This is a genomic window from Methylotenera sp. N17 (assembly GCF_000799155.1).
In the GTDB taxonomy this organism is placed as follows: domain Bacteria; phylum Pseudomonadota; class Gammaproteobacteria; order Burkholderiales; family Methylophilaceae; genus Methylophilus.
The window spans coordinates 2,662,543-2,684,022 of the sequence record NZ_JUGE01000001.1 but is presented as its reverse complement, the minus strand read 5'-3'; the positions used below and the strand labels follow the sequence as shown (position 1 = coordinate 2,684,022).

Below are 21,480 nucleotides of genomic sequence, written 5' to 3'. Positions count from 1 at the left end.
CGCTAGCAATTAGACTGCTCTAACTTTGTAATGAATAAGGCTACCTCAGGGTAGCCTTATTCATTCTCACTTTCCCTATTTGAATCTGAGCATTCTCCTGCTAAAATGCAATTATGTTGCATAAGCTAGTCCTTCATGTCGTACTCGTTGTCCTATTTGCATTCACGCAAATAGGCGCAGCTACGCATGAAATCAGCCATTTCAGCAATACTACACAACAGACACAACCCGATCAGCACACAAGCCCGGATCAATGTAGCCAGTGTTTAGCCTATGCACAATCCGCAGCTGGCACATTGGTACACACGTTTACTATTCCGTTGTTGCAGGCAACGTTTCAGCTTGCTGTCGCATTTGTCCAACAGTATCTATCCACTGCACCTGCCACCTATCGCGCCCGCGCACCCCCTGTTTACCTCAATTAAATCTTAATGCTCCCAACCAAAATTGGTTGGCTTTCTGCTATTTATTTGAGGATGTTTCAATGTTGCCAAACTCACCCTATACGCGTGCTCATGTTGCACCCACTGCTTTAAAATTAAAATCCATACCACTGATTGTGAGTTGTCTGATTAGTCATGCCGCACTCGCCGATGACGCTAATGCCATTCATTTGGAGAGTATTCCTGTGACAGGCAATCCGCTGGGGGTGGCTTCAGATGAGCTAGTGGTGCCAGTCTCTGTACTCAATGGCCGTGAGCTGAGCCTACGCCGTGAGGGTACCCTAGGTGAAACGCTCAACGGTATTCCCGGTGTGACCGCTACGCAGTTTGGGCCCAATGCCTCACGGCCAGTGATCCGCGGTTTGGATGCCGAGCGCGTACGCATTATGCAAAATGGTATTGGTGTATTGGATGCATCTAGCCTTAGTTTTGATCATGCGGTAGGAATAGACCCGCTGATTATCGAACAAATTGATGTAGTGCGTGGGCCAGCTGCTTTGCTCTACGGTGGTAGCGCGGTGGGTGGCGTAGTCAATGCGATTGATCATCGCATTCCCAAGGAGCAACTAGACGGTGTGACCGGACGTGCCGAAGCAAGATTCGGCGGAGCTGACAGCACACGCAATGCAGCCGCAGTCGTGGATGCTGGTAACGGTCAATTTGCCATTCATGCCGATGTATACAATCGCAAGACCGATGATTTAGATATTACCGGCTTTGCTGTATCCCGCCGCAAAAGTGAGGCCGATGGCACGCCTCGTGAAAACAAGGGCAAGCTTGTGAATAGTAGTGCCGATGGCGATGGCGCAGCGTTGGGTGCAGCATTGACCTTTGACAATGGCTATATCGGCGCCTCCGTCTCTACACTCAATAATAACTACGGCGTGGTGGCGGAAGAAGCGGTGCGCATTGATATGCAAAGCCAACGTTGGGACATCGCCAGCGAGTTTACCGATTTAGGCCCTGTCATTCACCGCGTGAAGTTCCGCTTGGCACATACCGATTATGAGCATAGCGAACTGGAAGATGGTGAGATTGGCACCACTTTCAAAAATCGCGGCATTGAGGGAAGTTTTGAAGCGGGACATGCGCCGATTGCTGGATTAAACGGCGTGATTGGCTACCAATTTAGCAACACTAATTTTGAGGCGCTTGGCGAAGAAGCGTTTGTGCCCAGCGTGAACACGCAAAACAAAGCACTTTATGTGTATGAAGAACTACCACTAGGCACTGCAGAAGCCAAACATAAAATCACGTTTGGTGGTCGTCTGGGCCATACCACGGTAGATTCTAAAACCAATGCTAACTTTGGTGCTGGGCAAGAGAATAGTTTTAACCCACACAGCTTTGCTTTGGGCGGTTTATATAGCCTGAATGAACAATGGTCTGTGACCAGCAATCTTTCGCACAATGAACGTGCACCCAGTTATTTCGAGCTATACGCCAACGGCGCGCACGTAGCGACCGGTCAATTTGAGGTAGGCAATACCAATTTTGATGTCGAGCGCTCCAACGGCGTGGATGCGCAATTACGCTGGAAAAATAGTTTGCATAGCTTCAGCATTGGCGCTTACTACACACGCTTCAGCAATTTCATCGGCCTATTCAGCACGGGGAACGATATCGAAGTCGAACCGGGCGAGTTCTTACCAGAAGCCCAGTTCCGTGCAGTGCCCGCCGTGTTTAAAGGTTTAGAGGCGGAAGGAAAATTTACACTGACCGATCACCTGCAATGGCTAGTGCGTGGTGACTATGTGCACGCCAAAGAAACGCATACTAATGACTACCTGCCACGCATTGCACCATTACGTTTAGGCACTGGCCTGCAATATGCATTTAGCAGCTTCAGCGCACGTATTGATGTCTTGCACGCATTTAAACAAAACAACACGGCAGACAATGAGTTAGCCACGGATGGCTACACCAATGTGTCTGCCTTGTTGACCTATAAGCTACCGGTAAAAACGCATGTGGAATTATTTGCCAAGGCCAACAATTTACTCAACCAAGAGATTCGCGAACACGCCTCGTTCTTGAAAGACATCTCACCTGCAGGTGAGCGCTCACTACTGGTGGGCGTACGGGCAGACTTCTAATCTCATCGCATTGCATTGCAGAGGGCATCACGCCCTCTGCGCTTTAAAACGCACTCTTAATTACACCACCATCTACCCTAAGCGCAGCCCCCGTAGTGGCTGACGCGAGTGGACTGGCAATATAAGTCACCATCGCAGCGACCTCTTCCGGCGTGGCAAAACGCTTAATGAGCGAAGTTGGACGCACCTTGTCAAAAAACTCTTGCTCAAACGCTTCGAACGACTTGCCTGCCGCCAACGCATCTACAAAATCTTCCACGCCGCGTGATTTGGTCGGGCCCGGCAATACACTATTCACGGTAATACCGGTACCGGCTACCGCTTCGGCCAACCCTCTGGCCACTGCGATTTGTGCAGACTTGGTCATGCCGTAATGAATCATCTCTGCCGGAATTTGCACGCCACTCTCGCTGGAGATAAAAATAACACGCCCCCAGTTTGCTTGCTTCATCCCCGCCAAATACTGACGCGCCAAACGCACGCCACTCAACACGTTCACGTCAAAGAAACGTGTCCAGTCTTCATCCGGGATTTCTTCAAAAGCTTTGGGTTCAAAAATGCCCAGATTATTGACCAAAATATCCACTTGGGGATAAGCCGCCAATAATGCATTGGCCACACTCGCCTGTGTTAGGTCGCCAGCATAGCCTTGTACAGTTTGTCCTGTGGTTTGGCGAATACTCTCGATCGTTTTATCGACAGCTGCCTGTGTACGACCATTGACGATGACGTGTGCACCTTCATTTGCCAGTGCCACGGCGATGGCATAACCAATGCCTGCTGTAGAACCGCTGACTAATGCGCGCTTTCCTTTAAGTTGTAAGTCCATACGTATTTTCCTTATTTAAATTAAAAATCTTCTAATACAATCTTGCCAATCACTTGCTGGCTTTCTAGCAAGGCGTGCGCTTGTTTCAGATGCGCCGCATTGATACGCCCCAAGTGTTGATTAAGTGTCGTCTTAATGAGACCCTGGTCGACATATTGCGCAACCTGATTCAATATCTCTTGCTGCCTGATCAAATCGTGCGTATTAAACAACGCGCGCGTGAACATCAACTCCCAATGTAAGGACACACTTTTACGTTTGAGTTTTCTCACATCAAACAATTCTGGGTCATCAATTAAGGCAAACTTGCCTTGCGGTTGAATGATTTCCACGATTTGCGCAAAGTGCTGATCCGTTTTATTCAGGCTAATCACATAATCCACGGCGGTGATGTCAAGTGCCGCCAGCTGGCTTTGCATGTTCTGATGGTGATTGATGACATGATGCGCCCCGATGCTTTGCAACCATGCCGTGCTCTCCGGCCTTGAAGCAGTGGCAATAATCGTCAGAGATGTGAGCTGCTTAGCCAACTGTACCAATACTGAGCCGACCCCGCCGGATGCACCAATTACCAGCAACGATGCTGGTCTCTGCGCGCGTTGCACTTCTAATCGATCAAACAAAAGCTCCCAAGCGGTTAAGCTGGTCAATGGCAAAGCGGCCGCCTCTGCAAAACTCTGTGACTTAGGCATATGGCCCACAATGCGTTCATCCACCAATTGGTACTCACTATTGCTACCAGCTCTGGCAAGTGACCCTGCGTACCAGACGCGATCACCCGCCTTAAATTGGATGACCTCACTGCCTACGGATGCCACCACGCCAGTAGCATCCCAGCCCAATATTTTCGCGGCTCCAATCTCTGGCGCCATGCCTTTTCTGACTTTGGTATCCACCGGATTGACTGAGATAGCTTTCACTTCCACCAATACGTCATGCCCCTCCGCATGTGGCATTGGCAGTTCCAAATCCACCAGCGCATCCGCTTGTGTGATTGCTCGGTTTTGATAATAGCCAACCGCTTTCATACCGCATCCCTTCCTATATGTTTAGTGCATTCTACGGCTTAAATTATTAACAATAAACATGGTATTATCGAATTTACTTTCAATATTTTTTTGATAATCACATCGTATGGTAAGACTAGATGACATTCAAATCTTTGTGCGTGTTGCCGAACACGGGGGATTTTCAGCAGCCAGCAAATCGCTGGAAATTAGTCCTGCTGTAGCGAGCATAGCGATTAAACGCTTGGAACAAAGCTTAAACACGACACTATTTGTACGCACTACCAGAAGTTTAAGCATGACGCAGGCCGGTCAACTATATTTAGAACATGCCAAGGCTGCGCTGCAAGCAATCAAACAAGGTGAGTCTGCGATTGCGCTGAAACAAGGGGAAATCAGTGGCCGATTATCCATTTCCATGCCTTCAGACTTAGGGCGCGGCATGTTGCGGAGTGCCATGAATGCATTTCAGCGCTTACACCCCAAGTTGGAAATCAAGATGATGCCGAGTGACCGCATCTTCGATTTATACAAAATGCCGGTGGATGTGGCGATACGCTACGGCACGCCTAGTGACTCCGGCTTATATGCCATCCCTCTTGTTGCCGATAACCACCGTGTGGTGTGTGCTTCACCAGAGTATTTTAACCAGCATGGAAAGCCTTTGCAGCCAGAGGATCTCTCACAGCACACTTGCTTATGTTTTATGCTGAATAATGTAGTGCACAACAAATGGCAGTTTGCACAAGCCAACGATAAATATGTTGTTACGGTCAGCGGCAATAAGGTATCGGACGATGGAGATATGGTGCGTCAATGGGCGGTAGACGGCGAAGGTATTGCCTATAAATCCAAGCTCGATGTCTTGGACGATATGCGCGCTGGCAAACTAATCCTCGCACTAGAAGATTATGCCGCGGAGCCTGTGCCACTGCACTTTATCACCGCACAACGTGTGAGCACGATGCCGGCAGCGCATGCCTTATTAGATTATTTAAACAATGCGTTTAAAGCGTATTTGGCCAACGACCAATCACCTAGCCTAGTAACACCAAACCCCAAACCACCACAGTATTGAGTAGTGCGATGAACACTGCAGCGCTGCCAATATCCTTGGCGCGTTTAGCCAGCTCATGGCGCTCAATGGAAACTCTATCCACTACTGCTTCAACCGCAGAGTTGAGCAACTCGACGATTAACACTAAAAAAACACTGCCGATCATCAAAGCGCGATGCAATGGCTCGTGGCTCAAATACAAAGCCAGTGGGATCAGCACACACGCCAAAAACACCTCTTGCCTGAATGCATCCTCATGCTTAAAAGCTGCCTTAAAGCCATCGAGTGAGTAACCAAAGGCATTCAACAAGCGGCGCAAACCGGTTTTACCTTTAAAAGGACTTTCTTGGTGGCTGGTAGAGTTAGAATTTGAGTCGTTCATGGCATCATATGGTCAAAAAGTTATCCTGCTATTTTAACATGCGTTATCATATTGTTTTGTGATGAATCGTAATCAGTTAGGGCACAACATGGCACGCACAGTACATTGTATTAAGTTAGGTAAAGATTTGGATGGAATGGACTTCCCTCCCTACCCGGGTGAGCTTGGAAAACGCATTTACCTGCAAGTTTCCAAAGAAGCATGGGCCGCCTGGCTCAAGCAACAAACCATGCTGGTGAACGAGAACCGCTTGAGTTTGGCAGATCCTTCCGCACGTAAGTATTTATCCGAGCAAACAGAAAAATACTTTTTTGGGGATGGCGCCGATACTGCTAGCGGCTATGTCCCAGAAAAACCCTAGACTTTAAATACCTAGGTTTAAAACACTTAGTTAAAAACTCAGTGATACATACATAAAAAAAGCACCTCAATGAGGTGCTTTTTTTATGTAGCTAAGCAATCAAGAAAGCGTTTCGCGTTCGATATCTTGCAAGCTGGTATGACGAATATCTTTGCCTTTGACCATGTACACCACGTACTCGGAAATATTCTTAGCGTGGTCACCGATACGCTCTACCGCTTTGGCCACAAACAATACTTCGAGTGACATCGAAATCGTGCGTGGGTCTTCCAGCATAAACGTAATCAGTTGACGCATGGCAGCGCGGAATTGCTCATCTACTTGCTCATCCTGCTTGGCCACTTCTAGGGTTTGACTCACATCCAAACGGGCAAATGAATCTAAAGAAGTGCGTAGCATTTCACGCACAATTTTCACCATGGTTTTGATTTCAGTAAACCGCGGTTTAAACATGCGGTCTTCTTCATAAATACGCTGCGCCGTACGTGCAATCTTGGTCGCTTCGTCACCGATGCGCTCAAGATCAGTAATGGTTTTCACCATCATCATAATCATGCGCAAGTCGCCGGCAGCTGGCTGACGACGCGCAATGATGTGGCTACAGTCCTCATCTACCTGCACTTCTAATGCGTTGACGCGTGCATCACTTTGCATCACATCTCTAGCCAACTTTAAATCAGCACGTAATAAAGCTTCGAGTGCGTTTACAATTTGCTGTTCCACCAAGCCACCCATTTCAAGTACTTTGGCGCGTACCGCTTCTAGTTCGGCATCGTATTGTTTTGAGGTGTGTTCAAATTGCATATGTGTATCCTAATTTATTATCTTGCAAACTTATCAAAGAGTTGTGACAACAATATGATAGTTTTTGTTATTTTTTACCTAATTACTTTTTGTAGGTTTTCACACCTTCAGACGTTGCAAGTAACAATACGTTCGCAGGTCTTGCTGCAAACAAGCCATTGGTCACTACGCCCACGATTTGATTAATCTTGGCTTCCATCGCTACTGGATCAGAAATCGTCAACCCATACACATCTAAAATCACATTACCGTTGTCTGTCGTGAAATCACGCAGCTTTGGCTGACCGCCTAGCTTTACCAGCTCACGCGCCACTTGGCTACGCGCCATTGGCAACACTTCTACTGGTAACGGAAATTTACCTAACACCGGCACATATTTGGTTTCATCACAGATACAGATAAATGTTTTAGCCACTGCCGCCACAATTTTCTCACGTGTCAGTGCGCCGCCGCCGCCTTTTAACATGTGCATGTGTTCAGTAATTTCATCTGCACCATCCACATAGATATCCATACCGTCAATATTGTTCAAATCGAACACTTGAATCCCGTGACCACGTAAACGCTGCGCAGTGGCTTCTGAGCTTGCAACGGCACCTTCAATTTTGTGTTTTACTTTCGCCAGTTCTTCAATAAAGAAATTGGCAGTAGACCCTGTGCCTACTCCAATAATGCCTTCTTTGACATATTCCACTGCTGCTTTTGCTACTTGTTGCTTTAATTCGTCTTGCGTATAAGCCATTTTCAGTAAATCCTTAACTATTTCTTTTATAATACAAATAATTTCATATCATACACCGCAAAAGCCGCTTATAAAAATATGACGGTTTAAATTTCGCATGCAGACACCCGCTACCCTTTACCGTGAAAAAATAGAGCATTCCAAAGTGTATGCCGTTGCCAAAGAAACGCCTTTAGAGTTTCAGTCAAATTTATCCGCCCGCATCCATAACCGCGTACTCCTAAAACGTGAGGATATGCAGCCGGTATTTTCTTTTAAACTGCGTGGTGCTTATAACAAAATGGCCAATCTGTCGCCAAATGCGTTACAACGCGGGGTGATTTGCGCCAGCGCAGGTAATCATGCACAAGGCGTTGCATTGAGCGCACAAAAATTGGGGTGCAGAGCGGTGATTGTCATGCCAACCACTACGCCGCAGATCAAAATTAGTGCGGTAAAAGCGCGTGGCGCAGAAGTCGTGCTATTTGGTGACAGTTATTCCGATGCGTATGTGCACGCGCTGGAACTGGAGAAATCCCAAGGCCTAACGTTTGTGCATCCTTACGATGACCCCGATGTGATTGCCGGTCAAGGCACCATTGCGCTAGAAATTCTGAAAGATCACCCCGAGCCCATCGAAGCCATTTTTTGCTGCGTAGGCGGTGGTGGTTTGTTAGCGGGGATTGCCGCTTACATCAAAGCTGTGCGCCCAGAAATCAAAGTCATCGGCGTAGAAGCCAAAGATGCGGAAGCCATGACCGAGTCACTTAAATCGGGCAAACGCGTCATGCTAGAGCAAGTGGGCTTGTTTGCAGACGGCGCTGCGGTCAAACAAGTAGGTGAACACACGTTTGCACTGTGTCAGCAATATGTAGATGAAATGATCGTCGTCGATAACGACGCGATTTGTGCCGCGATTAAAGATGTGTTTGAAGACACGCGCAGTATTTTAGAACCCGCAGGTGCACTCGCCACTGCCGGTTTAAAAGAGTATGCAAAACGCCACAGCCTAACTGGCAAAACACTGATTGGGGTTGCTTCTGGCGCCAATATGAATTTTGACCGTTTACGCTTTATTGCAGAGCGCGCCGAGTTAGGTGAGCAGCGCGAAGCCGTGCTGGCAGTGACGATTCCAGAAAAACCGGGTGCGTTTAAAACATTCTGCCGCTTACTGGGCAATCGCAATATTACCGAGTTTAACTACCGCTACTCAGATCCGGTGAATGCGCATATTTTTGTGGGCGTGGCAATTCAGAGCACCACAGAGTCAGATCAATTGGTCGCAGCACTACAAAATGAAGGCTTACCAGCGTTAGACCTGACTCATAACGAGGTTGCCAAACTGCATTTACGCCATTTGGTGGGCGGCCATGCGCCGCAAGCCACCAATGAGGTGGTGTACCGTTTTGAGTTTCCGGAGAAACCGGGCGCGCTGATGAATTTCTTGGAGTCCATGGGCCACAACTGGAACATCAGCTTGTTCCATTACCGTAACCATGGTGCAGACTTTGGTCGCGTACTGGTTGGCATGCAAGTGCCGCCAGAGGAAAAAACTGCATTCGAGACATTCCTTAAGCAATTGGGCTACCCGTATTGGGATGAATCGCAGAATCCAGCATATCGATTATTTTTAGGTTAATGATTGACGGTTGAACCAACACCAGTGGCTCAAATCAACCATATTTAGGCTGATTTGAGCCACTTCAACTAGCCCATATTTTAACCACATGATTTAATTCATTATTTTACGTATATCAAGCCAGTATGTTTTTTGCTTGAATAGTAAACTAAATCAAAAATAAGCAATCCTTAACTATAAGGATGCATAACAACAACTTTGGAGAATATGAATGAAATTATCTTCTGCGCGATTGCCAACAGGCACGCACGTATTAATGATGGCATTGTTAATCGGATTAAGCGCCTGTGACAAGCAAGAGAACATCCCGGAAACCATTCCAGCTGAAACTGCAAAGCCTATCGTCCCTGACGCCACCACCATTAGCAGCACTAACTTGGCCTATGTAACCAGCCAAGATGCTGGCGTCAGCGTGATTGATTTAACCGCAATGTCCGTAGTAAAACAATTCGATGTGAAAGCAGAAGGCCCACGTGGTCTAGGCGTAACAGATGATGGCAAAAAGCTGATTGTTGCAACCCGTGGCAATGCGAGTATCTCGGTCATCGATACAGTCACAGGTGAAGTGTTAAAACAAATCCCCGTGGGTAAAAATCCTGAGTTCGTACGGATAAAAGGTGATTTTGCTTATGTTTCTTCTGAGCCAAGTGCAAAAGGTGGACCACCACCAGCACCCGGTGCAAAAAAAGCAGAGGAAGAAGATGATGACGATGACGAAGAAAAAATCCCAGCCAAAATTGCGGTAGTGGATTTAATCAAAGGTGAGAAAGTACGTGAAATCACCGGCGGCCCGGAAACCGAAGGCATCGAATTCTCCGCTGATGGTAAACAATTGGTCATTACCAATGAAGCAGACAACACCATTACTGTCCACAATATTGAAGATGGTAAATTGGTAAAAACCATTCACACGCACGAGTATGGCGACCGTCCACGCGGCATCAAAGTTTCGCCCGATGGCAATACCTATGTGGCCACATTGGAGTTCGGCAATAAGTTCTTAGTACTGGATAAAGACTACAACGTGTTGCGTACGGTTGATACTGGTCAAACGCCTTACGGCATTGCATTCAACCATGCTGGCGACCGCATTTTTGTGGCCACCAATAAAGAAAAAGCCCTGCAAGTATTTGATGCTAAAACCTTTGAAAAAATCAAAGACATTCCAACCGGCAATCGTTGCTGGCACTTTAGCTTTACGCCGGATGACAAACAAATTCTATTAGCGTGCGGTAAGTCAGATGCTCTATTTGTCATTGATGCAGAGAAGCTTGAAGTCACCAAGCAAATAGAAGTGAAAAATATGCCTTGGGGTTTGGTCACTTATCCGAAAGCCATGGGTAGCTTAGATACTAAAAAGTAATTTCGTTTAGCTAAACAAAAAAGGCGCTTCATGCGCCTTTTTTTATTACGTGCTTTCAAGTTAGCCCTTACCTTGCTGCACCAACTCACCGTACTGCTCCGGCGAGATTAAGCCTTGTTGCGCCGCTTTGGCTTGGGTATCTGCATCCAACACTAGTTGTAACGGTTCAATGCGCTTCCACTGCGCGATGGGCGTTTCACAGTGGGTTTGCGGCACGTATTGACTGGCTTGCTGACGAGTATAGCGGTGAATATAACGCGGACAATTGATAAACATCTCTTCTATTGTCACTCGCACAATCAACTGTGCTTCGTGGTATTCCGCCAGCAGTGGATCCTGCTTATGCACGCTGGCAGTACCATGCACGCGCACGCGATGCGGCGTTTCAAAATCGATAAATAGCATGCCGACTTTATGGTTTTGTGTCATGTTGCCCATGGATAAAAACATGCCATTGCCATCATAACTGGGGAAAGCCAAGGTCTTACTGTTCACCACTTTTACAATTCCCGGATTGCCGCCTTTATAAGAGCAAGTTGGGAAACCACGATGATCAATGGTGGTCAGAAAGAACATATCACGGCTTTCAATAAACGCCTGATGTTCCGGCAATACCTCTGGCACGACAATAATGCTATTGACTGCATCGGCCAAAGCCGTGGTATCGAAATCCGCCTGCAATGCCCGATGTTGCGGTCCGTATAAATCTGACATGCGCTACCCCTGTAATGTTGTAACTTAGTTTAAATAATGCATCGTGCCCTACTTTAATAACTCCAGAATATACGCCCAATCTTTGGGATCTACTGGCGTGATGGACAACCGATTACCGCGCTGCAAAATGCGTAGACCCTCTAATGCCGGCGTTTCCCGCATCTCCTTTAGGCTGAGCAAGCGTGTTTTACGTACTAGTTTTACATCGACATTAAACCAGCGCGGTGTTTCCTGCGTGGCTTTCGGGTCAAAGTACTTATGACCTTGCACAAATTGTAGGCGATCCGGGTACGCCAATGAACTGACCTCACAGATACCAGCCACGCCGGGCTCCTCGCAATTAGAATGATAGAACAACACCCCATCACCCACTTGCATCTGATCGCGCATAAAATTACGTGCCTGATAATTGCGCACACCATACCAATCTACCGTTTGATTCGGTCTGGCCGCCAAATCATCAATCGAAACATCCCCCGGCTCAGACTTCATTAACCAATAACGCATCTCTATATCTCGTCTAATCATTTTCTCGTATCATACGATGGACTTAGTTTTAAATGGAATAGCAATGGCAAAAAATGTACTTGGCACACCACTACAAACATGTAGCACCAGCCCGATGACCGGATTTACACGTACCGGCTGCTGTGAAACTGGGCCGGAAGACAATGGTAGCCACACGGTATGCGCACAGATGACAGATGAGTTTTTGGCATTTTCGTTCTCCAAAGGCAATGATCTTTCCACCCCAAGATTAGAGTTTGGATTTACCGGACTCAAAGCCGGAGATCGCTGGTGTGTGTGTGCTGCACGTTGGCTGGAAGCTTCAGAAGCAGGCTTCGCCCCGCCTGTGGTGTTGGAAGCTTGTCACGAAAGATGCCTAGACATTGTGAGTCTGGCGGATTTGAAATATCACGCACTGAGATAAAGATAAAAACAAATTCAGAAAGTTTTGAATTTACACATCAAAATTTAAGGTGTTTGAGCGGCACTTTGCGCAACATCAATTGAGACGAGGCATTTGAGCGAACGCAGTACACTAAGTACGAGGAACGAAAGTAACGCAGTGTCAGCGAGACTTCAACAAGGTTAATTCTCTTTGGTGTTACCTGAGCCGTTAATCCTGAACCAAAAAAGTTCAGGTGGTAACAGCCTAAAGCGCTTTAGGTTCACTCACCAAGGGCTACTTAAAAGCAGACCCAATTTAGAGCGATCACACCGCACCCGAATAGCCGAAACCTATAACAAAGACTAGTTCAAGGAATTTAGACTCAGGCAACACCAAAGAAAACGTTACGCCAAAAGATTATGTTTTTAGGATGTTAAAACGTATTTGTGACGTTGAAATGAAGTGATTTGGCTACAACAGCTTATTTTGCAAAGAAATCGCCTCATCAATCTGGTTTTGCATAGTAAACATCCTACGCTTAATATCACCCACGTCAACTCCACCAGATTTAGTATTCAGCAACTCATGAGAAATGTTCAGAGCTGCCATAATAGCAATTCGTTCCACGCCCACAATCTTTCCCGCATCGCGAATTTCGCGCATTTTATGGTCTAAGTAATCCACCGCTTCCAGCAAGCCCTGACGCTCATCGTCTGTGCAAGATACTGTGAACTCACGACCTAGAATCTCAATATCAATTGGTTTTGAAGCCATTAAGATTGCCCCTCAGCCGGCAAAGTGCCAAGTAAAGTTTCCAACTGGTCACTGGCTTGCAGCATATTGCTTTTGAGACGTGCAGAGTCTTGCGCCGCTTTGGTCAGTTCAGATCGCAATTGCTGATTCTCATCGCGCAACGTTGCACAAACGCCGATGAGTTTACTCACTTTGTCTTCTAAACTTTTTAAATCAATCTCCATGCGCCCACTATAATTGAAAAAATTCATTAGCGTCAATAGCTAACGTTCACTATTCAAAGTGAATTAGCATGTTTCAAAATTTCTGTTGTATAAAAATTTTTAAGTCAGCGGTTACTTCGCTATAATAACGCCTGTTGTTAGGTGCCGGCATTGCATTTCTGCAATCCGGTGAAACTGGGAAACAGGTGCATTGTGTTTTACGCAATTATTCCTGTGCTGCCCCCGCAACGGTAAGTGATTTGAGATTTACCACATGCCACTGAGCTACATTCGCTTGGGAAGGCGTAAATCAAATTGTCACAAGCCCGGAGACCGGCCTACACAACATACGCTCAATCATGGGCAAAGTTTGGAAATGCCGCGGGGTGACGGTACATCAAAACGAGTGCCATGTATTATTGCCCCCGTTGCGGTCTGTTCATCTCAATGTATTCCCATTCATACAATGCATCTTGCATGCGGGGACGCGTGTACATCAGGGAAAAGAGAATGAACAAAACTATTATTGCCAGTCTGATTGGACTGGCTTTCAGCAATACTGCTTTTTCGGCAGAAAATATCGACTTAGACGAGATTACGGTTAAAGCCAACCGCTTTGAGCGCAAAGAATCTGAAACCACTTATGCTTCAGAAATCCATACTGCAAAACAAATTGAGACATCTGGCGCACCTACGTTATACGATTATCTGACACAACAAACATCCTTAAATGTGTCACCTAACATTGGCAACCGTGCAACACCTGCTATTAACATGCGTGGCTTTGGCAATGAGAATGGCTATCAAAATGTGGTCATCACAGTGGACGGCCAGCGATTAAACAATATCGATCTACAACCTGCTTTATTAGCAGGCATTCCATTAAGTAATATTGAGCGTATTGAAATCAGCAAAGGCAGCGGCTCTGTTATTTATGGCGATGGAGCAACTGCTGGTGCGATACAAATCTACACTAAAGCTAAGTCTGGGGTAACCGTGAATACCTCTTTAGGTAACTTTGGACAAAAAAACCATGCTATTTCAGCAGGCATTTCAGAGGAGTACATTGATTTATCAGCTAACCTAGCCCATGACAGCTATGACGGTTTTAGCAAAAAAGACGCCTCTGGCCATAAAGATCAATTCACAAGTAACAGTCAAAACGCCAAACTCAAGATTAAGCCTACCGATTTTTTACGCTTCTTTGCGGAGGGTACCAGCTCACGCAATGATATTCGTTATGTGAACCCAATGACGAAAGCACAATTTAAAGATGACCCTAAGCAAGCTAACGGCACTTACAATCATCAATCATTCGATACCGACCAATGGCAATTGGGTGCTGAGTGGGACATTCTTAAAAACCTGCAATTGCGTGCAGTGCACTATAACGAGGACAAGTTCTCAGAGTTTATTTCTGCCACCCCCTCTACTGCAAACTCCATCTACAAGAGCAACGACATCAGCTTACGCTATCAGACAGACAGCTTTAGCCTGATTACCGGTTATCAGAACTTTGATGGTGAGCGTAACCGTTTTAGTGATTTCTTTGGTGTAACCTCTGACAAAACCACCAAGAAAAACGAAGCTGTGTACATACAAGGTGAAGTAAAGTTAGCTGATTGGACCCTCTCTGGGGGCGCGCGCGATGAAAGTGTGCGTTACAATTTCAAACCCGTCATCAACCCATTTGGCACAGCAGCAGCCAAAGAAAAACAGGATATTGATGCTTGGGATATTGGCGTGAATTATAAAGTTAACCCAAGCTTATCCATTTTCACCAATTACAACCAAGCCTATCAAGCGCCTGACATTGACCGTTTATTCGGTTTTGGATTTGGCTTTAATGGTTTTATCGAGCCCGCTAAAACCAGAACCCTCAATCTAGGCCTCAATCACATCAGTGATAAAAATCGTTTAAAAGTGACTACGTTCTACACCAAACTAGATGACGAGATTTTTCTCGATGTTGCTACCTTCTTGAATACCAACATTGATAGATCCCACAAATATGGATTTGAGATTCAGGACTATTTCCAGATTAATGAGCAATTGAGTACATCGCTTATTTATAACTACACGCGCGCTAAAATTGATCGTGAAGATCGTGGTGCTGGCGCCTACAATGGCAAAGACTTACCAGGTGTGCCGAAGCATTCTGTCGTCGCGAATTTAAATTGGAATTTTTTCACAAATGCACATCTCAACTTAAATCACACATGGCGTTCACGTGCCTATGCGTTTAATGATCTTGAAAATAATTTTGATCAAAGACAGAGTGCTTATGAGTCAACGAATATTGCTTTAAATTACCAGTTTAAAAATATTCAGCTATATACGGCTATCAATAATCTGTTTGAACATGAAAACTCCATACAAGTCGCTGATGACTCTATCTACCCAGTAGACTTTGTGCGTACATGGCGTATTGGTATGAAGGCAGATTTTTAACCAGGGATTTATGATTAAAGTGACATAGTGGTATGATTAGATTTTTACCACTATGTGCACTTGCAATAAGAGATACTATGTCAAAAAACTCGGCTTTAAGCGTTAAAACCCAACTGTTAGTTGCTGCAGCAATTAGCTTTTTTATGCTACTTACACGCGGTAGCCATGTGCTCACCAGCGTAGCGTTACCAGATGCAAGCTTGGCACTGTTTTTACTGGGCGGCATCTACTTGGGCAGTCAGTTTATTAGCCGATTGGCATGGTTTGCAGTATTTTTTATATTGGCAACGGTGATTGATTTTGGTGCCGCCGCATTTGATCCAGCACAAGGTTTTTGCTTGACCAATGGCTATTGGGGATTGATTCCTGCTTATGGCGCGATGTGGTTGGGTGGTGTATGGTTAGCCAAACAGCGAGATGCATTTAATGTTGTGCCATATACATTGGTAAGCTTAGCAACCACCTTCCTTGCCTTTGTGATTTCCACACAAACCTACTATCTATTCTCTGGTCGCTTTCCAGCGAACGGTGTGATCGAATCGATGCAACATGGTTGGGAATATCTGCCTAGCTGGATGGGCTTCTCGATGATGTATTTTGCTATCGCTTGGCTTACTGTCTTGGCTTTTCGCAATATCAAAGCACTTCAAACTTCGAAAGTGTAATGCGCTATGTTTGTACAAAAAGCCGCTCATATTAAGCGGCTTTTTTTATCGCTCAAATGACTAATCGACACGCTTATACCGAAGCCGAACAAGCCGCTATTTACAAAGCCATTGCGGAGCGACGCGATATGCGGCATTTTTTGCCTACGCCTATTGCGCCAGAACTACTGACTAAGCTATTACAAGCCGCCCACCATGCGCCTAGCGTGGGTTTGATGCAGCCTTGGCGTTTTATTCGTATCAGTGACCCTTCTTTACGCAAAGCCATTCATGCACAAGTGGACGCAGAACGTATTAAAACTGCGCAAGCCATTGGTGAGTTTGAAACTACTGCTCGCATGGCAGAGTTTATGCGCTTAAAAGTAGAGGGCGTCTTGGACTGCGGCGAGGTGCTCGTTGCCACTTTATGTGACCACAGAGAAAAACATATTTTTGGCCGCCGCACACTACCCGAAATGGACATAGCCTCCGTCAGTTGCGCTATCCAAAACATGTGGTTAGCCGCACGAGCCGAAGGCATTGGCATGGGCTGGGTATCGATGTTTGACCCTGTGAAACTCGCTAAACTACTTAATATGCCCGATGGCGCAAAGCCAATTGCTATTTTATGCTTAGGTTATGTCAATAGCTTTTACAAAGCGCCGATGCTGGTTGAGGAAGGCTGGGCCAAAGAAAAACCACTTGCTGAGATGCTCATGGAGAATCAATGGCAAAATGATGTGGAGTCCAAATGAACGCCTTACCCCAGCGCATTGTTTGTTTAACCACAGAAACGGTAGAAGTGCTTTATTTATTAGGCGAGCAAGATCGCATTGTCGGCATTTCCGGCTACACCACACGCCCAGCAATTGCACGCCAAGAAAAGCCCAAGGTCTCAGCCTTTACCACTGCCAAAATCGACAAGATTTTAGCGCTAGCTCCCGATTTAGTGCTTGGCTTTTCTAATCTACAAGCCGATATTGCTGCGTCGCTCATTCAAGCTGGCATAGAGGTACATGTGTTTAACCAACGATCTGTTGACGATATTTTACGCATGATACTGACCACTGGCCGCTTAGTTGGCGCAACCGATAAAGCTGAAACCATTGTGCAAGATATTCAGCATCAAATTGAAACAGTACGCAACTCAGCTGCCAATTTACCACGCAAACCCAAGATATATTTTGAAGAGTGGGATGCGCCCATGATGTGTAGCATTCGCTGGGCAGCTGAGTTGATTGCGATTGCGGGCGGCGAAGATTGTTTTCCTGAGTTAAGCCAATATCACAGCGCGCAAGATCGTACAGTCACCCCAGCACAAGTGCTAGCGCGCATGCCAGACATTATTATTGGCTCTTGGTGTGGTAAAAAATTTCAACCAGAACAAGTGGCGGCACGTGAAGGTTGGCACAACATACCAGCCATTAAAAACAATATGGTATTTGAGATAAAATCAGCTGATATTTTACAGCCCGGCCCATCCGTATTTACATACGGGCTGACACAGCTGCAAACAATTATTCGACAATGGAGCCACGCCAATCACATGCAAAACCAACTTACTGCAGAGGCAACATAATATGGCGCTACATTTAATACTAGGCGGTGCACGTTCCGGCAAAAGCCGTTATGCGGAGAAGCTGGCAGCGCAACTAGAACTGCCAGTGATTTATATTGCAACTGCGCAAGTCTATGACCAAGAATTTAAGCAACGCGTGGAACACCACAAGGCATCAAGACCAAGCTATTGGACCACGATTGAACAACCATTTAACCTTGCGCAGTGTCTCGTTGCCCAAGACCAGCCGGATGTTTGCATTATTGTAGATTGCCTAACCCTGTGGTTGGCACAATGCATATGCCCAGATTGCGCACCGCTGGAAGGCGTAGACTGGCAACAAGAACGTGATCAGCTGCTTGCGGTATTGCCTACATTGCAGGCCAAGGTATTTTTGGTCAGCAACGAAGTCGGCATGGGCATTGTGCCACTCGGCGAAATCAATCGCCAATTTCAAGACGAACAAGGCAGACTTAACCAAGCCATTGCGGCCATTGCAGATCACGTGAGTTTTGTGGCCGCTGGCCTGCCGATTCAATTAAAGGGATAGTAATGGAGATATTTGAATTAAAAGGTGAGCATATTGCACTGTGCGATTTGCTTAAACTCGTGGGCATTGCCGATAGCGGTGGACAAGGCAAAGCCATGGTAGCTGAAGGCATGGTGACAGTAGACGGTGAAATTGAATTGCGCAAAACTGCTAAAATCCGCGCCGGGCAAACTGTAGAATGTATGGGGCAAACCATACAAGTGCGCTAACACTACCTAGCGTCTAGCGATTTACATACTCAATCTTTGGCACTGTGCCGCAAAAGTCTAATTGCGTGACGCTGCCATAATCAATATTAAACCGGAACAACCCTTTTAATTGCATATTCAACACATGCGCCAATATTGCACGAATCATACCGCCATGCGTGACCACCAACACATGCCCTTGCGGATGCTGCTGTAATATCTCTTCGACAAAAGCCACGCCACGCTGTTGTAGCTGGCTAAATGTCTCGCCATTGGGCGGTGCCAATTCTGCGTAATTTTGTGCCCAGTGATCAAACACATCACGCGGAATATCATCCCAAGCGCGCATCTCCCAATCGCCAAAATGCAGCTCTTTGAGCCGCTCATCATGCGCAATGTTGTCTGTTACTAACGCATGGGCTAATTTCACACAACGTTGTAACGGGCTTGAAAACACGGCATCAAACGTCAAGTGCTTTAGTTTATCTCTGGCGTGGGTTGCCTCACGCATAAAAGTCGCAGCCACATCGACATCGGTTTGCCCATAACAAACACCAGCTGGAATCTGTAAACTGGTATGGCGGATTAAGGTCAATCTCATACGTGCAAACTCCACACTAATACACCCAAATAAAATGCCAGCTCTGTCATTTGTTGTATGGCGCCTAAAGTGTCCCCCGTATAGCCCCCAAGCCAACGTTGGATTTTATGCGCCCACCACCACCAGACACACAGCACAGGCAAACTGGTAAGCAATATCAATAACGCTATGGTTTGCCACGCATGCTGACTCAACACCAACAACACAATCACAACTAGATAAGGCGCTAGGCCAAACATATGTGCGATTAAGGTATCTATTGTTGAGATTGCTGTGGCTAAAGGTTTCGATTTACCCTCAAACCGCACGTACACCAAGCAACGCATGACCCACACTGCAGCCAGGCGACTCAAGGCGTGTCCGCTAATCAATGCGACTGGCACTACAATCGGACTCATTGCGTTTATCGTTTGAAATTTTGCAAACAACATCAAAAATAGTGCGGTAGCACCATAGGTGCCAAGGCGCGAGTCCTGCATGATAGTAAGTATTCGCTCTTTATTCCAACCACCGCCTAAGCCATCTGCGCTATCGGCCAATCCATCCTCATGAAAAGCACCTGTCAGATAAATAGTCGCGGCCATACTGATGAGGACTGCCAACGATTGCGTCAATATGAAGTGCGCCAGAAAATACACAAGGGCAGCAACCAACCCCACCAAAATCCCAATCAGAGGGAAATACTTGGCAGCATGATTCAAATCAGCGTCTTTGAAATCAGGTAAATTAGGCACCGGGATACGCGTAAAAAAACCTAGCGCCAGCAGCAAGTGACGCCACTCTTGCTTCATGACAACTCCCTTTCGGAAACACCAGCGCTCTCAAAGCTTGCCATTTCATTGAGGAAATTCACAGCACTTTGCACGAGCGGATAAGCCAGTACTGCACCCGTGCCCTCGCCTAAGCGCAAGCCAATATCCAGCAAAGGTGTTGCGCCCAAATAATCCAACAGCGCTTGGTGGGCATGTTCATCTGAACGGTGCGCGAAAATACAATAATCCAACACGGCCGGCTCCAATTTACTGGCCACCAACAATGCAGCCGTGGCAATGAATCCATCAATCAATAAAACGGTTTTCTGCTCAGCCCCGCCTAACATTGCACCTACCATCATCGCAATTTCAAAACCACCAAATGTACTGAGCACAATATGAGCTTCTGCAGTTTGTAGTGCATGGTGTTGAATTGCCTGCGTTAATACATGTATTTTATTGGCTAATCCTGCATCATCTAACCCTGTGCCACGTCCCACACATTGGGTGATAGGAATGCCTGTGAGCACACTCATTAAACAGCTGGCACTAGAGGTATTGCCTATGCCCATCTCACCAAAGCCCATGATGTTGCATCCTGCTGCGATTTCGGAACGCGCCAACTCGGCACCGCGTGTCATAGCAACATCGCATTGCGCTAAAGTCATTGCTGGATACTCTAAAAAATTGGCCGTGCCCATGCCAATCTTGGCGTCTATCAAGCATGTATCCGATGCAAAAACATGGTTCACCCCTGCGTCGATCACACGTAACTGCATGCCGACTTGACCGCTAAACACATTAATCGCAGCCCCACCGGCAAGAAAATTCAACACCATTTGGGCAGTCACTGCTTGCGGATAAGGGCTCACACCACTTTGAGTAATGCCATGATCACCGGCAAATACCAGCATCGTCGGTTGTTTGAGTTGCGGCGTTAAGGTTTGTTGAATCAACCCAACTTGTAAGGCAATAGCCTCTAGCTGCCCGAGCGCGCCTTGCGGTTTGGTTTTGTAATTGATCTTATGGGTCAACGCATCTTTAAGCGTTGTATTGAGTGGCGTAATAGAAAATTGTGTCATGCCATATTTTACATGACATCAATAGAATTCATCCCGCCCAACGTATGCTGTGCGGGATGATAGATACTGTTTTGTTAATTCAAATAGCGCGAATTAAGGTGCAGTTGCTTCGTGTGCAGCTTCTTTAGCTGCTTTAACTGCATCTACAGCAGATTCTTTAGCGTCTGCTGCAGCGGCTTCCGTTTTTGCTGCTGCCTCTTCTGCACTCTCTACCACTGCATCTTTAGCCTCTGTAGCTGCCGTTGCAGCTGCATCTTTAGTGGCATCAATCGCTTCGCCCATTTCTGCTTTTGCATCAGCAGCGGCCTCTTCTGTTTTTTTGCTACAAGCCACAGTCAATGTAACCGCCACTAAACCAACTAACAACGTACGTAATAATGTATTCATTCT

General features: G+C 46.4%; 26 protein-coding genes and 1 riboswitch. Of the genes, 13 read left to right on the top strand and 13 right to left on the bottom strand.

The features are described 5' to 3' along the window. Positions 1-113 precede the first annotated feature (113 nt). Together FG11_RS12795 and FG11_RS12790 are read left to right on the top strand one after the other, a co-directional pair. Positions 114-425 (top strand): hypothetical protein, encoded by a 312-nt coding sequence (locus tag FG11_RS12795; RefSeq protein ID WP_047535513.1) that lies wholly within the window; start codon positions 114-116, stop codon positions 423-425. Positions 426-484: 59 nt separating this feature from the next. Then, complete coding sequence (locus tag FG11_RS12790) at positions 485-2,539, top strand: TonB-dependent receptor (protein WP_047535511.1); 2,055 nt, start codon at positions 485-487, stop codon at positions 2,537-2,539. Positions 2,540-2,582: 43 nt separating this feature from the next. Here the strand turns inward: FG11_RS12790 and FG11_RS12785 are convergent, their stop codons facing one another. Beyond that, the gene (locus tag FG11_RS12785) at positions 2,583-3,368 is read right to left on the bottom strand and encodes an SDR family NAD(P)-dependent oxidoreductase (protein ID WP_047535505.1); all 786 of its coding nucleotides are present in this window, start codon (positions 3,366-3,368) and stop codon (positions 2,583-2,585) included. Positions 3,369-3,388: 20 nt separating this feature from the next. Then, entirely contained in the window at positions 3,389-4,396 is a 1,008-nt protein-coding gene (locus FG11_RS12780; RefSeq protein ID WP_047535503.1) for a zinc-binding alcohol dehydrogenase family protein, read from the bottom strand. A gap of 106 nt (positions 4,397-4,502) precedes the next feature. Between FG11_RS12780 and FG11_RS12775 the strand changes: the two genes are divergently transcribed. Then, complete coding sequence (locus FG11_RS12775; RefSeq protein ID WP_052185049.1) at positions 4,503-5,453, top strand: LysR family transcriptional regulator; 951 nt, start codon at positions 4,503-4,505, stop codon at positions 5,451-5,453. Here FG11_RS12775 and FG11_RS12770 read toward each other — a convergent pair. Then, positions 5,413-5,814 carry a diacylglycerol kinase gene (locus FG11_RS12770; protein WP_020183492.1) on the bottom strand — a complete coding sequence of 134 codons (402 nt, stop codon included), beginning with the start codon at positions 5,812-5,814 and terminating at the stop codon, positions 5,413-5,415. The two genes, FG11_RS12775 and FG11_RS12770, sit on opposite strands and share 41 nt — an antisense overlap. Before the next feature lie 88 nt (positions 5,815-5,902). On the opposite strand from FG11_RS12770, the gene FG11_RS12765 reads away from it, so the two are divergent. Beyond that, positions 5,903-6,175, top strand: a complete 273-nt coding sequence (locus FG11_RS12765) for an oxidative damage protection protein (protein ID WP_025223558.1) — start codon at positions 5,903-5,905, stop codon at positions 6,173-6,175. A gap of 99 nt (positions 6,176-6,274) precedes the next feature. Here FG11_RS12765 and phoU read toward each other — a convergent pair whose 3' ends face one another. Continuing rightward, positions 6,275-6,979: a phosphate signaling complex protein PhoU gene (gene phoU, locus FG11_RS12760; protein WP_020183490.1), complete on the bottom strand. Its 705-nt coding sequence runs from the start codon at positions 6,977-6,979 to the stop codon at positions 6,275-6,277. A gap of 82 nt (positions 6,980-7,061) precedes the next feature. Further along, complete coding sequence (gene rpiA, locus FG11_RS12755; RefSeq protein ID WP_020183489.1) at positions 7,062-7,721, bottom strand: ribose-5-phosphate isomerase RpiA; 660 nt, start codon at positions 7,719-7,721, stop codon at positions 7,062-7,064. Positions 7,722-7,818: 97 nt separating this feature from the next. Here rpiA and ilvA point away from each other — a divergent pair, with 97 nt between their 5' ends. Beyond that, positions 7,819-9,339, top strand: a complete 1,521-nt coding sequence (gene ilvA / locus FG11_RS12750) for a threonine ammonia-lyase, biosynthetic (RefSeq protein WP_047535501.1) — start codon at positions 7,819-7,821, stop codon at positions 9,337-9,339. Positions 9,340-9,550: 211 nt separating this feature from the next. After that, positions 9,551-10,702, top strand: a complete 1,152-nt coding sequence (locus tag FG11_RS12745) for a glutaminyl-peptide cyclotransferase (protein WP_020183487.1) — start codon at positions 9,551-9,553, stop codon at positions 10,700-10,702. A gap of 60 nt (positions 10,703-10,762) precedes the next feature. On the opposite strand, the gene FG11_RS12740 is transcribed toward FG11_RS12745, so the two are convergent. Further along, a complete protein-coding gene (locus FG11_RS12740) occupies positions 10,763-11,416 on the bottom strand; it encodes a pyridoxamine 5'-phosphate oxidase family protein (RefSeq protein ID WP_047535500.1) in 654 nt (217 codons plus the stop codon). A gap of 48 nt (positions 11,417-11,464) precedes the next feature. Continuing rightward, positions 11,465-11,923 (bottom strand): EVE domain-containing protein, encoded by a 459-nt coding sequence (locus FG11_RS12735; protein ID WP_026361873.1) that lies wholly within the window; start codon positions 11,921-11,923, stop codon positions 11,465-11,467. Between the two features lie 64 nt (positions 11,924-11,987). On the opposite strand from FG11_RS12735, the gene FG11_RS12730 reads away from it, so the two are divergent. Then, on the top strand, positions 11,988-12,347 hold the full coding sequence (locus FG11_RS12730) for a DUF2237 family protein (protein ID WP_020183484.1): 360 nt from the start codon (positions 11,988-11,990) through the stop codon (positions 12,345-12,347). A gap of 432 nt (positions 12,348-12,779) precedes the next feature. On the opposite strand, the gene FG11_RS12725 is transcribed toward FG11_RS12730, so the two are convergent. Both FG11_RS12725 and FG11_RS12720 read right to left on the bottom strand, forming a co-directional pair. Then, positions 12,780-13,082, bottom strand: coding sequence for a cell division protein ZapA (locus tag FG11_RS12725; RefSeq protein ID WP_020183483.1), 303 nt, complete (start codon positions 13,080-13,082; stop codon positions 12,780-12,782). Further along, the gene (locus tag FG11_RS12720) at positions 13,082-13,312 is read right to left on the bottom strand and encodes a hypothetical protein (protein WP_020183482.1); all 231 of its coding nucleotides are present in this window, start codon (positions 13,310-13,312) and stop codon (positions 13,082-13,084) included. Before FG11_RS12720 ends, FG11_RS12725 begins: the two co-directional genes overlap by 1 nt. Positions 13,313-13,407: 95 nt before the next feature. Further along, positions 13,408-13,621, top strand: a riboswitch (cobalamin riboswitch). 153 nt (positions 13,622-13,774) lie between these two features. On the opposite strand from FG11_RS12720, the gene FG11_RS12715 reads away from it, so the two are divergent. From FG11_RS12715 to FG11_RS12690, 6 genes are all read left to right on the top strand, one after another. Further along, on the top strand, positions 13,775-15,715 hold the full coding sequence (locus FG11_RS12715; RefSeq protein ID WP_047535498.1) for a TonB-dependent receptor: 1,941 nt from the start codon (positions 13,775-13,777) through the stop codon (positions 15,713-15,715). Positions 15,716-15,792: 77 nt separating this feature from the next. Continuing rightward, entirely contained in the window at positions 15,793-16,380 is a 588-nt protein-coding gene (locus FG11_RS12710) for a hypothetical protein (RefSeq protein ID WP_047535496.1), read from the top strand. Positions 16,381-16,436: 56 nt separating this feature from the next. Continuing rightward, on the top strand, positions 16,437-17,114 hold the full coding sequence (bluB, locus tag FG11_RS12705; protein ID WP_020183479.1) for a 5,6-dimethylbenzimidazole synthase: 678 nt from the start codon (positions 16,437-16,439) through the stop codon (positions 17,112-17,114). Continuing rightward, positions 17,111-17,938 (top strand): cobalamin-binding protein, encoded by an 828-nt coding sequence (locus FG11_RS12700; RefSeq protein ID WP_047535493.1) that lies wholly within the window; start codon positions 17,111-17,113, stop codon positions 17,936-17,938. The genes bluB and FG11_RS12700 overlap by 4 nt, the downstream gene beginning before the upstream one ends. 1 nt (position 17,939) lies before the next feature. Continuing rightward, on the top strand, positions 17,940-18,467 hold the full coding sequence (gene cobU, locus FG11_RS12695; RefSeq protein WP_020183477.1) for a bifunctional adenosylcobinamide kinase/adenosylcobinamide-phosphate guanylyltransferase: 528 nt from the start codon (positions 17,940-17,942) through the stop codon (positions 18,465-18,467). Positions 18,468-18,469: 2 nt separating this feature from the next. Next, positions 18,470-18,676, top strand: a complete 207-nt coding sequence (locus tag FG11_RS12690; protein ID WP_020183476.1) for an RNA-binding S4 domain-containing protein — start codon at positions 18,470-18,472, stop codon at positions 18,674-18,676. A 13-nt stretch (positions 18,677-18,689) separates the two neighbouring features. Here the strand turns inward: FG11_RS12690 and cobC are convergent, their stop codons facing one another. From cobC to FG11_RS12670, 4 genes are all read right to left on the bottom strand, one after another. Then, positions 18,690-19,256 carry an alpha-ribazole phosphatase gene (gene cobC / locus FG11_RS12685; protein WP_047535491.1) on the bottom strand — a complete coding sequence of 189 codons (567 nt, stop codon included), beginning with the start codon at positions 19,254-19,256 and terminating at the stop codon, positions 18,690-18,692. Beyond that, on the bottom strand, positions 19,253-20,047 hold the full coding sequence (locus FG11_RS12680; RefSeq protein ID WP_047535489.1) for an adenosylcobinamide-GDP ribazoletransferase: 795 nt from the start codon (positions 20,045-20,047) through the stop codon (positions 19,253-19,255). Before FG11_RS12680 ends, cobC begins: the two co-directional genes overlap by 4 nt. Continuing rightward, positions 20,044-21,090 (bottom strand): nicotinate-nucleotide--dimethylbenzimidazole phosphoribosyltransferase, encoded by a 1,047-nt coding sequence (gene cobT / locus FG11_RS12675; RefSeq protein WP_047535488.1) that lies wholly within the window; start codon positions 21,088-21,090, stop codon positions 20,044-20,046. Before cobT ends, FG11_RS12680 begins: the two co-directional genes overlap by 4 nt. Positions 21,091-21,183: 93 nt before the next feature. After that, a complete protein-coding gene (locus tag FG11_RS12670) occupies positions 21,184-21,477 on the bottom strand; it encodes a hypothetical protein (protein ID WP_052185048.1) in 294 nt (97 codons plus the stop codon). Between the last annotated feature and the right edge of the window lie 3 nt (positions 21,478-21,480).